Annotated in this window: 14 protein-coding genes; 9 read left to right on the forward strand and 5 right to left on the reverse strand. The window is 67.1% G+C overall.

Features of this window, described 5'->3' with window-relative positions; all coding sequences use genetic code 11:
- The first annotated feature begins 82 nt into the window (after positions 1–82).
- The 5 genes from BST13_RS04875 to BST13_RS04895 are packed head-to-tail and all read left to right on the forward strand — an operon-like array spanning position 83 to position 4,226.
- The gene (locus BST13_RS04875; RefSeq protein ID WP_083161185.1) at positions 83–1,120 is read left to right on the forward strand and encodes a branched-chain amino acid ABC transporter permease; all 1,038 of its coding nucleotides are present in this window, start codon (positions 83–85) and stop codon (positions 1,118–1,120) included.
- Positions 1,117–2,316: a branched-chain amino acid ABC transporter permease gene (locus BST13_RS04880; protein ID WP_083161187.1), complete on the forward strand. Its 1,200-nt coding sequence runs from the start codon at positions 1,117–1,119 to the stop codon at positions 2,314–2,316. The genes BST13_RS04875 and BST13_RS04880 overlap by 4 nt, the downstream gene beginning before the upstream one ends.
- Positions 2,313–3,167, forward strand: coding sequence for an ABC transporter ATP-binding protein (locus tag BST13_RS04885; protein ID WP_083161189.1), 855 nt, complete (start codon positions 2,313–2,315; stop codon positions 3,165–3,167). The genes BST13_RS04880 and BST13_RS04885 overlap by 4 nt, the downstream gene beginning before the upstream one ends.
- Positions 3,151–3,900 carry an ABC transporter ATP-binding protein gene (locus BST13_RS04890; protein ID WP_083161191.1) on the forward strand — a complete coding sequence of 250 codons (750 nt, stop codon included), beginning with the start codon at positions 3,151–3,153 and terminating at the stop codon, positions 3,898–3,900. Before BST13_RS04885 ends, BST13_RS04890 begins: the two co-directional genes overlap by 17 nt.
- Positions 3,900–4,226 (forward strand): YnfA family protein, encoded by a 327-nt coding sequence (locus tag BST13_RS04895; RefSeq protein WP_083161193.1) that lies wholly within the window; start codon positions 3,900–3,902, stop codon positions 4,224–4,226. Before BST13_RS04890 ends, BST13_RS04895 begins: the two co-directional genes overlap by 1 nt.
- Positions 4,227–4,229: 3 nt before the next feature.
- Here BST13_RS04895 and BST13_RS04900 read toward each other — a convergent pair whose 3' ends face one another.
- Together BST13_RS04900 and BST13_RS04905 are read right to left on the reverse strand one after the other, a co-directional pair.
- Positions 4,230–5,117, reverse strand: coding sequence for an SCO6745 family protein (locus BST13_RS04900; RefSeq protein ID WP_083161195.1), 888 nt, complete (start codon positions 5,115–5,117; stop codon positions 4,230–4,232).
- Positions 5,118–5,125: 8 nt separating this feature from the next.
- Positions 5,126–5,842, reverse strand: a complete 717-nt coding sequence (locus tag BST13_RS04905) for a FadR/GntR family transcriptional regulator (RefSeq protein ID WP_245839350.1) — start codon at positions 5,840–5,842, stop codon at positions 5,126–5,128.
- 124 nt (positions 5,843–5,966) lie between these two features.
- Between BST13_RS04905 and BST13_RS04910 the strand changes: the two genes are divergently transcribed.
- Together BST13_RS04910 and BST13_RS04915 are read left to right on the forward strand one after the other, a co-directional pair.
- Entirely contained in the window at positions 5,967–6,473 is a 507-nt protein-coding gene (locus BST13_RS04910; RefSeq protein ID WP_083161199.1) for a gluconokinase, read from the forward strand.
- The gene (locus BST13_RS04915; RefSeq protein ID WP_083161201.1) at positions 6,470–7,897 is read left to right on the forward strand and encodes a GntP family permease; all 1,428 of its coding nucleotides are present in this window, start codon (positions 6,470–6,472) and stop codon (positions 7,895–7,897) included. The genes BST13_RS04910 and BST13_RS04915 overlap by 4 nt, the downstream gene beginning before the upstream one ends.
- Before the next feature lie 5 nt (positions 7,898–7,902).
- On the opposite strand, the gene BST13_RS04920 is transcribed toward BST13_RS04915, so the two are convergent.
- Together BST13_RS04920 and BST13_RS04925 are read right to left on the reverse strand one after the other, a co-directional pair.
- Complete coding sequence (locus tag BST13_RS04920) at positions 7,903–8,385, reverse strand: RDD family protein (RefSeq protein WP_083161203.1); 483 nt, start codon at positions 8,383–8,385, stop codon at positions 7,903–7,905.
- A gap of 9 nt (positions 8,386–8,394) precedes the next feature.
- Positions 8,395–9,183, reverse strand: coding sequence for a DoxX family membrane protein (locus tag BST13_RS04925; RefSeq protein WP_083161205.1), 789 nt, complete (start codon positions 9,181–9,183; stop codon positions 8,395–8,397).
- Between the two features lie 150 nt (positions 9,184–9,333).
- Between BST13_RS04925 and xylB the strand changes: the two genes are divergently transcribed.
- Together xylB and BST13_RS04935 are read left to right on the forward strand one after the other, a co-directional pair.
- The gene (gene xylB, locus BST13_RS04930; protein ID WP_083161207.1) at positions 9,334–10,731 is read left to right on the forward strand and encodes a xylulokinase; all 1,398 of its coding nucleotides are present in this window, start codon (positions 9,334–9,336) and stop codon (positions 10,729–10,731) included.
- Positions 10,728–11,432, forward strand: coding sequence for an MBL fold metallo-hydrolase (locus BST13_RS04935; RefSeq protein ID WP_083161209.1), 705 nt, complete (start codon positions 10,728–10,730; stop codon positions 11,430–11,432). The genes xylB and BST13_RS04935 overlap by 4 nt, the downstream gene beginning before the upstream one ends.
- A gap of 2 nt (positions 11,433–11,434) precedes the next feature.
- On the opposite strand, the gene BST13_RS04940 is transcribed toward BST13_RS04935, so the two are convergent.
- Positions 11,435–12,346 (reverse strand): LysR family transcriptional regulator, encoded by a 912-nt coding sequence (locus tag BST13_RS04940; protein ID WP_083161211.1) that lies wholly within the window; start codon positions 12,344–12,346, stop codon positions 11,435–11,437.
- Between the last annotated feature and the right edge of the window lie 23 nt (positions 12,347–12,369).

Genomic DNA, 12,369 nt, shown 5'->3' on the forward strand with positions numbered 1-12,369 from the left:
GTCTGACGACGGAAACGCGTCCGGAACAACCAGTTCCGGACGCGTTCTTCGTTGACACCAAGCGAAGAGGAGCCGCACCCGGATGATCCCGGATTGCGTCAGTGGCTACGTGTGCACCGCCGCCGACATCAACTTCAACGTCGAGAACCTGCTGCACGGGTTCTGGCAGCTCACGATCGACGGACTGGCGTGGGGCGCCATCTATGCGTTGGTGGCGGTCGGGTACACCCTGGTTTTCGGTGTGCTGCGGCTGATCAACTTCGCCCACTCCGAGATCTTCATGCTCGGCATGTTCGGTGCCTACTTCTGTCTGGACGTGATCCTCGGTTTCAGCGCCAACGGCAACGCATACAACGTGGGTGTCGGGCTGACGCTGATGTACCTCGGCGTCGCGATGATCTTCGCGATGCTGGTCTCAGGCTCCGCGGCCGTGGGCCTGGAGTTGGTCGCCTACCGACCGTTGCGGAAACGCAACGCGCGGCCGCTGACCTTCCTCATCACCGCGATCGGCATGTCGTTCGTGCTGCAGGAAGTGGTGCACTTCGTGCTACCGCAATTCCTGAAAGGCTACGGCGGCAGCAACGCCCAGCCACCGATCATCCTGGTACAGCCCAAGACTCAGTTCCACGTGTTCAACTCGAGCGTCTCGAACGTCACGGTCGTGGTCATCGTCGCAGCGGTGATCCTCGCGGTGCTCACCGACATCGCCATCAACCGGACGAAGTTCGGACGCGGCATCCGGGCGGTGGCCCAGGACCCGACCACGGCGACGCTGATGGGCGTGTCGCGGGAACGGATCATCATGATGACGTTTCTCATCGGTGGTCTGCTGGCGGGGGCCGCGGCGCTGCTCTACACCCTGAAAGTGCCGCAGGGCATTGTCTATTGGGGCGGGTTCGTGCTCGGTATCAAGGCGTTCTCGGCGGCCGTGCTCGGCGGCATCGGCAATCTGCGCGGGGCACTGCTGGGCGGCCTGCTGCTGGGGATCATCGAGAACTACGGGCAGGCGGTGCTGGGCACCCAGTGGCGTGACGTCGTCGCGTTCGTTCTGCTGGTTCTGGTGTTGTTGTTCCGGCCCACCGGCATCCTGGGGGAGAGCCTCGGAAAGGCACGGGCATGACGAACGGGCATGAATCCGAACCGCGATCGATCACGTCGACCCTGCTGGCGCCGGGCGACGCCATCCGCGACGGTTGGTCGGCGTTGCCACGCCAGCTGAAATGGGTTTTCGGCATACCGGTCTTCGCCTTCCTGGCGCTGCTGCCGCTGAATCCTCCACACATCCTCGACACGCCGGGTGTCAGCTTCGGCGGCACCATGGCCCAGTTCGCGATGGTCGCCATCATCGCGATCGGCCTCAATGTCGTTGTCGGCCAAGCCGGCCTGCTCGATCTCGGGTATGTCGGGTTCTACGCAGTGGGCGCTTACACCGTGGCGTTGCTGACCAGCCCCAGCAGCCCGTGGAACCAGGCCGGGCCGAACGGATTCCTCGGCACCCATTGGGCCTGGCTGGCCTGTGTGCCGTTGGCCATGGCCGTCACTGCCATGGCCGGGCTGGTGCTGGGCATCCCGACGCTGCGGTTGCGTGGTGACTACCTCGCCATCGTCACCCTCGGCTTCGGCGAGATCATCCGGCTGCTGGCCGACAATCTGGCGGGCGTGACCAACGGGCCACGCGGTCTCAACGAGCTCGCGTACCCACGGTTTCGTGAGGCGCAGCAACCGCCGAACGGGGTGTTCTCCCATGGCAACTCGATCGGCAAGGACAACTACGGCACCTGGTGGTTCTGGCTGAGCCTGCTGTTGATCGTGGTGATCCTGCTGATCGTGGGCAATCTCGAGCGCAGCCGGGTGGGCCGCGCCTGGGTCGCGATCCGCGAGGACGAGGACGCCGCGGAGGTGATGGGCGTCAACACCTTCCGCTTCAAGCTGTGGGCGTTCATCATCGGAGCCGCGATCGGTGGACTCTCCGGTGCCCTCTACGCCGGGCAGGTGCAGTTCGTCGCACCGCCGACCTTCAACATCATCAACTCGATGCTGTTCTTGTGCGCGGTGGTGCTCGGCGGCCAGGGCAACAAACTCGGCGTGATCTTCGGCGCGTTCATCATCGTGTATCTGCCCAACCGGCTTCTGGGCGTCGAGCTGTTCGGGGTCAATCTCGGCGACCTGAAGTACCTGTTCTTCGGGCTGGCCCTGGTGATGTTGATGATCTTCCGGCCGCAAGGCCTGTTCCCGGCCCGCCAATTCCTGCTCACCTACGGCAGCGCGGCACGACGATTGTTGCGTACCGGCCCGACGGAGAGGTCGGCGCCATGACCGAAGACACGTCCGCGTCGACGGAGATCATCGAGGAACTGGCCGGGGTACACCGGGAGATCAACGCCGCCGAAGGCGAAGTGCTGTTGCAGACAAAGGACCTGACGGTCAAGTTCGGTGGCCTGGTGGCGTTGGACAACGTCACCTTCGACATCCGCCGCGGTGAGATCCTCGGCCTCATCGGGCCCAACGGCGCGGGCAAGACCACCTGCTTCAACGCCATCACCGGGGTGTACCGGCCGAGTTCGGGCTCGGTGCTGTTCGACGGCGCTCCGTTGGGGCGCATCAAACGGCACCAGATCACGCGGCGCGGGATCGCCAGGACATTCCAGAACATCCGGCTGTTCGGCGAGATGACGGCGCTGGAGAACGTGGTGGTCGGCACCGATGCGCGGCACCGCACCTCGGTGCCCGGCGCGCTGATCCGGACACCGCGGCACCGCCGCGAAGAGCGCTCCGCCATCGAACGCGCCGCCGCACTGCTGCATTTCGTCGGGATCGCCCATCGCGGTGAGGAGAAGGCCAAGAACCTGCCGTACGGGGATCAGCGGCGGCTCGAGATCGCCCGCGCGCTGGCGACCGAGCCGAAGCTGCTGTGCCTCGACGAACCGGCTGCGGGGTTCAACCCGAGTGAGAAAGCCGCTCTCATCGACTTGATTCGCAAGATCCGTGACGACGGATACACCGTGCTGCTGATCGAACACGACATGCGCCTCGTGATGGGAGTCACCGATCGCATCGTCGTACTGGAATTCGGTCGCAAGATCGCCGACGGCCTGCCCTCGGAAATCCGCGAGGACCCGAAGGTGATCGCCGCATACCTGGGGGTGCCTGATGACGAGCTCAGCTGACACCGGCGACCGCCCGGTCCTGCTCGAGGTTCGCGACGCCGTCGTGCACTACGGCAGGATCCAAGCGCTGCACGGGGTTTCACTGATTGTGCACGAGGGCGAGCTGGTGACACTGCTGGGTTCCAACGGCGCGGGCAAGACCACGATGATGCGCGCGATCTCTGGGCTTCGCGCGCTGACGTCGGGCTCTGTGTGGTTCGAGGGTCAGGACATCTCTCGTGTCAAGGCGCATCTGCGCGTCGCCGCCGGGCTGATCCAGGCGCCGGAGGGCCGCGGGGTCTTCCCGGGCATGTCGGTTCTGGAGAACCTCGAAATGGGTTGCTATGGCAGGAAGTTCGCCTCCAAAGCCGAGCATGACGAGCGACTGGACTGGGTGTTGGAGACCTTCCCGAGGCTGGCCGAGCGGCGCAGCCAGGTGGGCGGCACATTGTCGGGAGGCGAGCAGCAGATGCTGGCGATCGGCCGGGCGTTGATGGCCCGACCCCGTGTGCTGTTGCTCGACGAGCCGTCGATGGGGTTGGCGCCCATGGTGATCTCACAGATCTTCCGCATCATTTCCGAGATCAACAACCAGGGCACTACGGTCTTGCTGGTGGAACAGAACGCGCAGCAAGCATTGAGTAGGTCGGACCGGGCTTACATTCTCGAAACCGGCAACGTCACCCGCACGGGTCCTGCCCGAGAACTGTTGGCCGACGACGCTGTTCGGGCGGCGTATCTCGGCGTCGCCTGATGGTGCTCAAGTCAGCTGCCCTGTTCGTGCTGGCCGCGTTGCTCGAGATCGGCGGTGCCTGGTTGGTGTGGCAGGGCTTGCGTGAACATCGGGGCTGGTTGTGGATCGGTGCCGGTGCGGTGTCGTTGGGCGCCTATGGATTCGTGGCGGCGTTCCAGCCCGACTCCCACTTCGGCCGGGTTCTCGCTGCCTACGGTGGCGTGTTCATCGCCGGGTCGTTGATCTGGGGCGTCATCGCCGACGGCTTCCGCCCAGACCGCTGGGATGTGATCGGGGCTCTGATATGCCTGGGCGGTGTCGGCATCATCATGTACGGCCCGCGCTGACGCTCAGCCCAGATGCGCGCTGCCGTCGGCGAGATCGTCGCGGCGTAGCCCCATCGGCGTCGCGGCAGGCAGATCGCCTGCGGCCACCACCTGTCGGGTGATCGGGGTCAGCGTCTGGAACAGGGTCTCGACCTCCGCGTCGGTGAGGCCGTCGAGCGCGCTCAGCGCCGCGGCATCGGTGCGGTCCTCGATCGTCTGTTTGAGCCGTCGACCCTCCTCGGTGAGTTCGCCTGCCCCGTCGAGCAATCCGCGCACCCGCAGCTCGTCGCTGTAGTGCTCCCACTGTTCGTCGTCGTAGTCGCGGCTGCGCATGAGCATCTCGCGCGGCGTGCGCCCCGCCGCGGCGTGCAGCACATTGGCCTGTCGCCCCGTGATGCCCTCACCGACCAGGATCGCGACGTGGGCGTCGCCGCGCTGTTCGCGCAGCAGGGTGGCGGCCTGCCACAACTGCGCGATGGGATCGTCGGGCCAGTCCAGTGCCCGGTTGGCCGCGTAGAGCGGTCTGCCGTCCAGCGGCGCGGTGCGGGCGGCCTTGGCGGCGAGATCGGCTGCGGTGCGGGTCGCTTCTTCGTCGGTGACGCCCGAGCGGCGCAGCGCGGCCACGGCGGAGTCGAGGCGGGCGGCCAAAGCTGCTGGAGGACCGGCGATGTCCCACGCTGCGGGCAGGGCCTTGGCAACCCGGGCACTGGTGAAGTTGTAGAACACCGCCGCCACCACGTCGGCAGGCACCTGGCCCAACGGCGCCGAACGGGCGGCCATGTACCCCATCCAGAACCCGCGGTAGCCGAGCTCGTCGAAGGCGGAGCGACATTCTGGCGCGAAATAGGTGATCCCGTGTACCGGCTCGAAACGTTCGTAGAAGCGGCGTGCCAGCGACGGTGAACGACCCATACCGTCAGTTAAGCACCGGTCTCGTCATCATGATCAACCGCGGTGACCGCTTCGTCGATGATGGCTCGCATCGCGCGTTCCGCACCGTGTTCGTCGCGCAACCGGATCGCGCGGGCCACCTCGTCGTGCAGTTCGATCGCGGCGGGGTTGGGCTGCACCGGCATCAGCCCGTGGTGAGTGCGGCCGGTCAGCACCTCGGCGACGACGTCGTTGAGCGCCCGGAACATCTCGTTGCCACTGGCTTCCAGCAGGGTTCGGTGAAACACCTTGTCCGCCAACAGGTACGCATCGAGGTCCCCGGACCGTCCGTGCACCACCATGTCCGATACCGCCGCGGCCAGGATGCGGCAGTGATCGGGATTGGCCCGGCGAGCCGCCAGCGCGGCGGCGGCCGGCTCGAATCCGCGGCGCAGTTCCGACAGGGACACCAGTTGGGCGGCCCGGTCGCCGGCCTCCAGGCGCCAGCGGATCAGCCTGGGGTCGAAGACGTTCCAGTTGGCCGACGGCTGGATGGTGATGCCGACGCGACGTCGTGACGCGATCATGCCCATCGACTCCAGCACTCGCATGGCCTCACGCGCGACACTGCGCGACACCCCGTGCTCGGCGCTGACCCCTTCCAGGGTCAGAACCTGCCCGGCGGCGAGTTTCCCGGAGACGATGCCGGTGCCTAGCGCGGTCAGCAGGTTGCCATGCAACGCTCCGACGTTTGACGGCGAGGACACGGGATACATCGTGTCATAAATGCGTCGCACTGGAGTAAAAACAGATTACTTTCAGGAAAGCTTGCAAAAGTATGACTTTTAAGGCACGCTTTGTGACGGTAACCACAACCGTGAGGTGGAGTGCATGGGATCACCAATCGTCATCATGGGCGTTTCGGGTTCAGGAAAATCGACGGTCGGCGCGGCATTGGCGCAGCGGCTGCGCGTGCCGTTCGGCGACGCCGACGATTTCCACCCGCCGGCCAACATCGCCAAGATGGCGGCCGGACACCCGCTCGACGACGACGATCGCTATCCGTGGCTGGAGACCATCGGCCAGTGGCTGGCCGACCATCATGACGGTGGTGTGATGAGCTGCTCGGCACTCAAGCGCAAATACCGCGACCAATTACGACGGCACTGCCCGGACGTGCAGTTCCTGCACCTCACCGGCACACCGGAGGTGATCGGTCGCAGGCAGGCCAGCCGTCCCGGGCACTTCATGCCTGCTGCGCTGCTGAACTCGCAGTTCGAGACGCTGGAGCCGCTGGATTCCGACGAGGCCGGGATCACCATCGACGTCGACCAGAACATCGACGCGATCGTCGACACCTACGTCGCCGCCACCTCGCCGGTTCGGGGCGAGCGGTGAACCCCGCGCTGACCGTCCTCGCCGACGGCGCGAAACTGCCCGAGCCGGTCGCACCGGGCTGGGAACTGGTCGTGGCCTTCCTGGCCGGCATCGCCGTGATCGTGGTGCTGATCTCGTGGGTGAAACTGCACCCGTTCCTCGCGCTGATCTTCGGTGCCTTGACCGTCGGCGTCGTGCCTCTGGTGCTCAGCGTGTTCACCGGCGACACGGTCAGGCAGAGCCTGCCCACGGTCATCACCTCGTTCAGCGACGGATTCGGTTCCACCGCAGCAGGTGTCGGCATCCTCATCGCCCTCGGCGCGATGTTCGCCAAGTTGCTCGCCGATTCCGGTGGCGCGGACGAGATCGTCGACACCATCGTCGGGCACGCCTCACCGAGGATGCTGCCGTGGGCGATGGCCCTGGTGGGTGCGATCATCGGGCTGCCGATGTTCTTCGAAATCGGCCTCGTGCTCCTCATGCCGGTCATCTACCTGGTGGCACGCCGTTCGCACCTGTCGCTCATCACCGTCGGCATCCCGGCGCTGGCCGGTCTGTCGGCCATGCACGGGTTCGTGCCGCCGCACCCCGGGCCGCTCACCGCGATCGACCTGTTGCACGCCGATCTCGGCGTGACGCTGGCTCTCGGGGTGCTGGTCGCGGTGCCGACCGTGGTGGTCGCCGGTCCGCTGTTCGGCAAACTGGCCGGCCGCTGGGTCGTCGTCGATGCCCCGGACACCTTCGAAGGCGACCGAAACGATACGGACGACGCGCAGCGTCCCTCGTTCGGCATCACGATGTTCAGTGTTCTGCTGCCCGTCGTGTTGATGATGGGGAAAGCCTTGTGCGACATCTTCATCGACAACAAGAAGCAGTGGCTGCGGGTCACCTTCGACGTGCTGGGCACCCCGCTGGTCGCGTTGCTCATCGCGGTCGTCGTCGGCATGGTCACGCTGGGCCGCGGCGCCGGGATGTCGCGGGCAGCCATCACCAAGTGCGTCGAGTCCGGCTTGCCGCCGGTCGCAGGCATCATCTTGATCGTCGCCGCCGGCGGCGGCTTCAAACAGGTTCTGGTCGACAGCGGTATCGGCACGATGCTGGCCCGCTGGGCCGAGAACGTCAACATCTCGGTCATCCTGCTGGCCTGGGTCCTGGCGGTGCTGATCCGGCTGGCCACCGGCTCGGCGACCGTCGCCACGATCACCGCATCGGCGTTGGTGCTCGGCCTCGTCGAAGGGATGAGCACGGGCCAGACATCGCTCGTGGTTCTCGCGGTCGGGGCGGGCTCACTGTTCTTCTCGCACGTCAACGACGCCGGATTCTGGTTGGTGAACCAGTATTTCCGGCTCACCGTGAGTCAGACCATCAAGACCTGGTCGTTGATGGAGACCGTGTTGTCGGTCGCCGGTCTGTTGTTCGTGCTGCTGCTCAGTCTGGTGGTGTGACCGGTTCAGCTCTTGACGACCTGCGTGCCACCGGCGAGTTCGTCATGCTTGCCCTGCTTGGTCGGGCTGCTGCTGATGGTCACCGCAATCACGATGATCGCGACCACGCCGAGGAACCCGCCGATGAACGGGATGATCGGCAAGAGGGTGAACGCATTTCGGATCGCCGATTGCGCAGCGGTGGGCTTGGCGGCACCGCCGGGCCCGTGGACCGCCAGCCCGAGCAGACGCTTACCGGGAGTCCAGCCGCTGGTGGTCTCGAACAGCACGAAGTAGACGAAACTCAGTAGGCCAGTGAACAATCCGGTGACCCAGTAGCTCGACAGCGAATCCGTCACCACCGACAGGACGATGGAGACGATGCCCACCAGGATCCCGTCGATCACCCGCGCGAAGAACCGCGCGGCCAGACCACCCGGCTGCTGAGCCCCGTATGGCGGAGGAAATCCTGACTGGCCGTACTGTCCCTGGAAGTCACCCGTCGTCATACAGCCAAACTACCGCCCGCGGCGCTCGTTGAGCTGTGCACGCACCCTCTCGCCCAATTCCGCGCCGCGTTCGCGCGCGACGTCGGCCACGGTTGAGGCCCGGTCCCCGGCGGCCTGAGCCAGTTCGGGGGCGCGATCGCGGGCGACATGGGCCAATTCGGTCGCGCGCTCGCCGGCGGCTTGGGCCAGGTCGGGACCGCGCTCACGGGCCACGTGGGCCAACTCCACGGCACGCTCACGGGCCGCTTCGGCTAGTTCTCGACCGCGCTCGGCGCCGGTCTGCAAGCCATGGCCGAGCTTCTCGGCGACGTCGCTGTCGACCAACGACTGTCCGGCCGATTCGCCGAGCGGCCAGGCCGCCGCCACCGTTGCCGATGCGGCCTTCGCGGCCCGCCGTCCGCGCCATGCCAGCGACGGTTTGCCCTCGGTGTCCACCGCCGCGATGATCAACCCGCCGATCAGGCTGACGTCGGCAAGGAACGCGCGGCGTTGTTCGGCTTGCCGCTCCGGGTCGGATTCGGACCAGAAGGTGTGGCTGCCGAGCCCGCCGGGTATCACCGAGAGCGCGAGCAATCCTGAGGCCAGCCGCGGCATTCGGCCGGTGGCCAGCAACAAACCGCCGCCGATCTGGACGGCTGCGTTGACCTTGGCCACGGTTTCGGCCTCGGGTATCGACGTGGGCGCGACGGGAGGCGGGAGCTTGCGGACGGCGCCGACAACAGGCCGGGCAGCGTCTGCGGCGGGTTTAGGGCTCCGCAGCGCATCCACGCCGCGGGCGATGAACGTGGTCGCCAGCATGGGCCGGGCAATTCGTCTGATCAGCATGCCCTAGGTGTTTCCCCGGCGGCGCCGCTGCAAACCTGTGGCGGCAAACCGGTTGGGCGCCGACGGCCGCAACCGAGCCCAAGCGCTGACCAGAACCGGCCGTATCGGTGTAGCTTCTCGGGCGTGGCTCTTGTTGCCGGCATCGACTCATCCACCCAATCGTGCAAGATCGTGGTCTGCGACGCTGACAGCGGCGCGGTGGTGCGCTCAGCGTCGACCCCGCATCCCGGCGGAACCGAGATTGACCCGCAGCACTGGTGGGCGGCTCTGGAGACGACCATCGCCGCGGTCGGCGGTCTCGACGACGTCGAGGCGTTGGCCGTGGGTGCCCAGCAGCACGGCATGGTGTGCCTCGACCGGTCCGGGGCGGTGGTGCGAGATGCCTTGCTGTGGAATGACACCCGTTCGGCCGCCAGCGGGGCCCAGCTGGTCGACGAGCTCGGCGGCCCTGCGGAATGGGCGAACCGCGTCGGCGTGGTGCCCGTCGCCGCGATCACCGCGAGCAAACTGCGGTGGTTGGTCGACAACGAGCAGGCCCACGCCGATGCCACCGCGGCGGTGTGCCTCCCGCATGATTGGCTGACCTGGCGGTTGAGTGGTTCGACCGACATCGTCGACCTGCGCACCGACCGTAGCGATGCGAGCGGCACCGGCTATTTCTCGGCGGAGACCGACAGCTACCGCGAAGACTTGCTCGAGCTGGCGATGCGAGGGCGCAGGCCCGCGCTGCCCGCTGTGCTCGGCCCGGCGGAGATCGCGGGGACGCTGCCGGGTGGCGCGATCCTCGCGCCCGGCGCCGGTGACAACGCCGCTGCCGCGCTGGGTCTTGGGGCGGGGCCGGGGGATTGCGTCGTCTCGCTCGGCACGTCGGGCGTGGTCAGCGCCGTCGGCGACGCAGCACCGCATGATCCGGACGGCATCGTTGCCGGATTCGCCGATGCCACTGGGCGGCAGTTGCCGCTGGTGTGCACGCTCAACGGCGCGCCCGTGCTGGCCGCCACGGCCGCGATGCTGCGGGTGGATTACGACGAATTCGACCGCCTGGCTCTTTCCGCGCAGCCAGGAGCCGACGGCTTGACGCTGGTGCCCTATCTGGAAGGCGAACGCTCACCGAACCTTCCGCAGGCCCGCGGCGCGCTGCATGGTGTGACGGCGCGGAACTTCAACTCCGCCAACCTCGCCCGCGCGGGTGTCGAGGGGCTCTTGGCGTCCATGGCGTACTGCATCGACAAGATCGTCAGCTACGGCGTCAGCGTCGACCGCATCATCCTGGTCGGCGGAGGAGCCCGTTCGGAGGCGGTACGCCGGATCGCCCCGGCCATCTGGGGTCGACCGGTGCACGTGCCGCGGCCTGACGAGTACGTCGCGCTCGGCGCCGCCCGGCAGGCGGCCTGGGCGTTGAGCAAGCAGGATGCGCCGCCGGCGTGGAGTCTCGGCCCCATCACGCCCTACACGGCGACGCCCACTCCGGAGGTCTTCGAGCAGTACCTGACGGCGCAGCCGTTGACGCTCGGTCAGTGAACTTCGACTGGGAGCCGTTGACGCAAGGCGTGTGGCGGGCCCGGTTGCCGTTCCTCGATGTGACGGTCGGTTTGGTCGCGGGGGACAGCGATGTGCTGCTGGTCGATTGCGGGACCACCCTGGCCGAGGCCAGAGCGCTCGACGCCGACGTTCATGTCCTGACCGGCCGGCCCGTCGGCCAGATTGTGCTGACCCACAATCACTTCGATCATGTGCTCGGTAGTGCGCACTTCACCGCGGCGCAGATCCATTGCGCACCGGAGGTGGCCGAGACGCTGTCGCACGGCACCGCCCACCTGCGCGCCGACGCCGTCGCGTACGGCGCCGACCCGGTCGAGGTGGACGAGACCATCCTGGCGTTGCGCCCGCCTCGACCCGGGACTTGTCCGGCGACAATCGATCTCGGCGGCCGCACGGTGACGGTGAGCCATCCCGGGCGCGGGCACACCGACCACGACCTCATCGTCGTGGTCTCCGGTCGACGCACAGTCGTGTTCTGCGGTGATCTCGTCGAGGAGTCCGGTGATCCGGCGATCGACGAGCACTCCGACGTCACGGCGTGGCCGTCGACCTTGGACGTGCTGCTCGACGCCGCCGGCCCCGACGGGCTTCTCGTGCCGGGACACGGTGCCGTGGTCGACGCGGATTTCGTTCGGCGGCAACAGCAGTGGCTGGTCGCCTGGCGCGCCGCCAGGCAGTAGCCCTATTCGGACATCCGAGGCCAGTGCCGCAATGACGTGGGCCGTGTGTCGGCGGGACGCAGTCGGTCGAGCACGAGCCGAAGCGGAGGCCATCCGGAGCGTCCGCGCCGGGTCACCACATAGGTGGTCATGATCACCTCCGGGGAGCGCAGCGCCAACACCTTCAGCCCGTCGCGCGGCGCACGGTCCACGGGCAACAGGCCGATTCCGTAGCCGGCCAGGACCAGATCCTCGACAAGGTCGAGGGTGTCGATCTGGTGCGCGATCCTCGGCCTGAACCCGGACAGGGCGGCGAGCGTGCGGACGGCGTCTTCGTCGGCGGTGTTGCGGGAGTTGACGATCCACGTGCGGTCGGCATAGTCGACGAGATCCACCGAGTCGGATGCGTCGGCAGGCACCACCAGACCCCATCGGGTCGACCACAGCGGCCACGATTCCAGCACGGGATCGGGGGAGGCAGGCGCCAGGTTGTAGTCGTAGGTCAGGGCCATGTCGAGTTCGTTGTCCACGAGCCTGCGAAAGGCCTCGATGGGCTCGTACTCGCTGATGATCGCCTCGACGCGCGGATGCGTGTGGGCGATGTCGGCCAGAACCGGCAGCAGAGAGACGCGAATCGCAGTGGCGAACCCGCCGATGCGGATGGTGCCGGCCGGTTCGGCATCCGGGTCGAGGTCCAGCCGCGCGCTGTCGACCGCGGCGAGGATCGTGACCGCGTGCTCGGCGAGCCGCAGACCCGCGGGCGTCAGGCGCACGTTGCGCCCGTCGGGCTCGATCAACTGCGCGCCGGTGTCCTTGGCCAGCGCGGCGATCTGCTGCGACACCGTCGAGGTGGTCAGATGGTGAACCTCGGCGACCGCTCGCATCGAGCCCAGCCGCGACAGGGCGAGCAGCAACTGCAATCGGCGGGTGTCCACACACCGATTGTCCGCATATCGTG

Source organism: Mycobacterium aquaticum (genome assembly GCF_002086485.1).
Classification (GTDB): domain Bacteria; phylum Actinomycetota; class Actinomycetes; order Mycobacteriales; family Mycobacteriaceae; genus Mycobacterium; species Mycobacterium aquaticum.

What these genes read in the sequence shown, in the direction of transcription:
- BST13_RS04880 (WP_083161187.1), top strand. Translation starts at nt 1,117, where the DNA reads ATGACGAACGGGCATGAATCCGAACCGCGATCGATCACGTCGACCCTG.
- BST13_RS04925 (WP_083161205.1), bottom strand. Translation starts at nt 9,183, where the DNA reads ATGCTGGCGACCACGTTCATCGCCCGCGGCGTGGATGCGCTGCGGAGC.
- BST13_RS04895 (WP_083161193.1), top strand. Translation starts at nt 3,900, where the DNA reads ATGGTGCTCAAGTCAGCTGCCCTGTTCGTGCTGGCCGCGTTGCTCGAG.
- BST13_RS04920 (WP_083161203.1), bottom strand. Translation starts at nt 8,385, where the DNA reads ATGACGACGGGTGACTTCCAGGGACAGTACGGCCAGTCAGGATTTCCT.
- BST13_RS04900 (WP_083161195.1), bottom strand. Translation starts at nt 5,117, where the DNA reads ATGGGTCGTTCACCGTCGCTGGCACGCCGCTTCTACGAACGTTTCGAG.
- BST13_RS04890 (WP_083161191.1), top strand. Translation starts at nt 3,151, where the DNA reads ATGACGAGCTCAGCTGACACCGGCGACCGCCCGGTCCTGCTCGAGGTT.
- BST13_RS04875 (WP_083161185.1), top strand. Translation starts at nt 83, where the DNA reads ATGATCCCGGATTGCGTCAGTGGCTACGTGTGCACCGCCGCCGACATC.
- BST13_RS04910 (WP_083161199.1), top strand. Translation starts at nt 5,967, where the DNA reads ATGGGATCACCAATCGTCATCATGGGCGTTTCGGGTTCAGGAAAATCG.
- BST13_RS04885 (WP_083161189.1), top strand. Translation starts at nt 2,313, where the DNA reads ATGACCGAAGACACGTCCGCGTCGACGGAGATCATCGAGGAACTGGCC.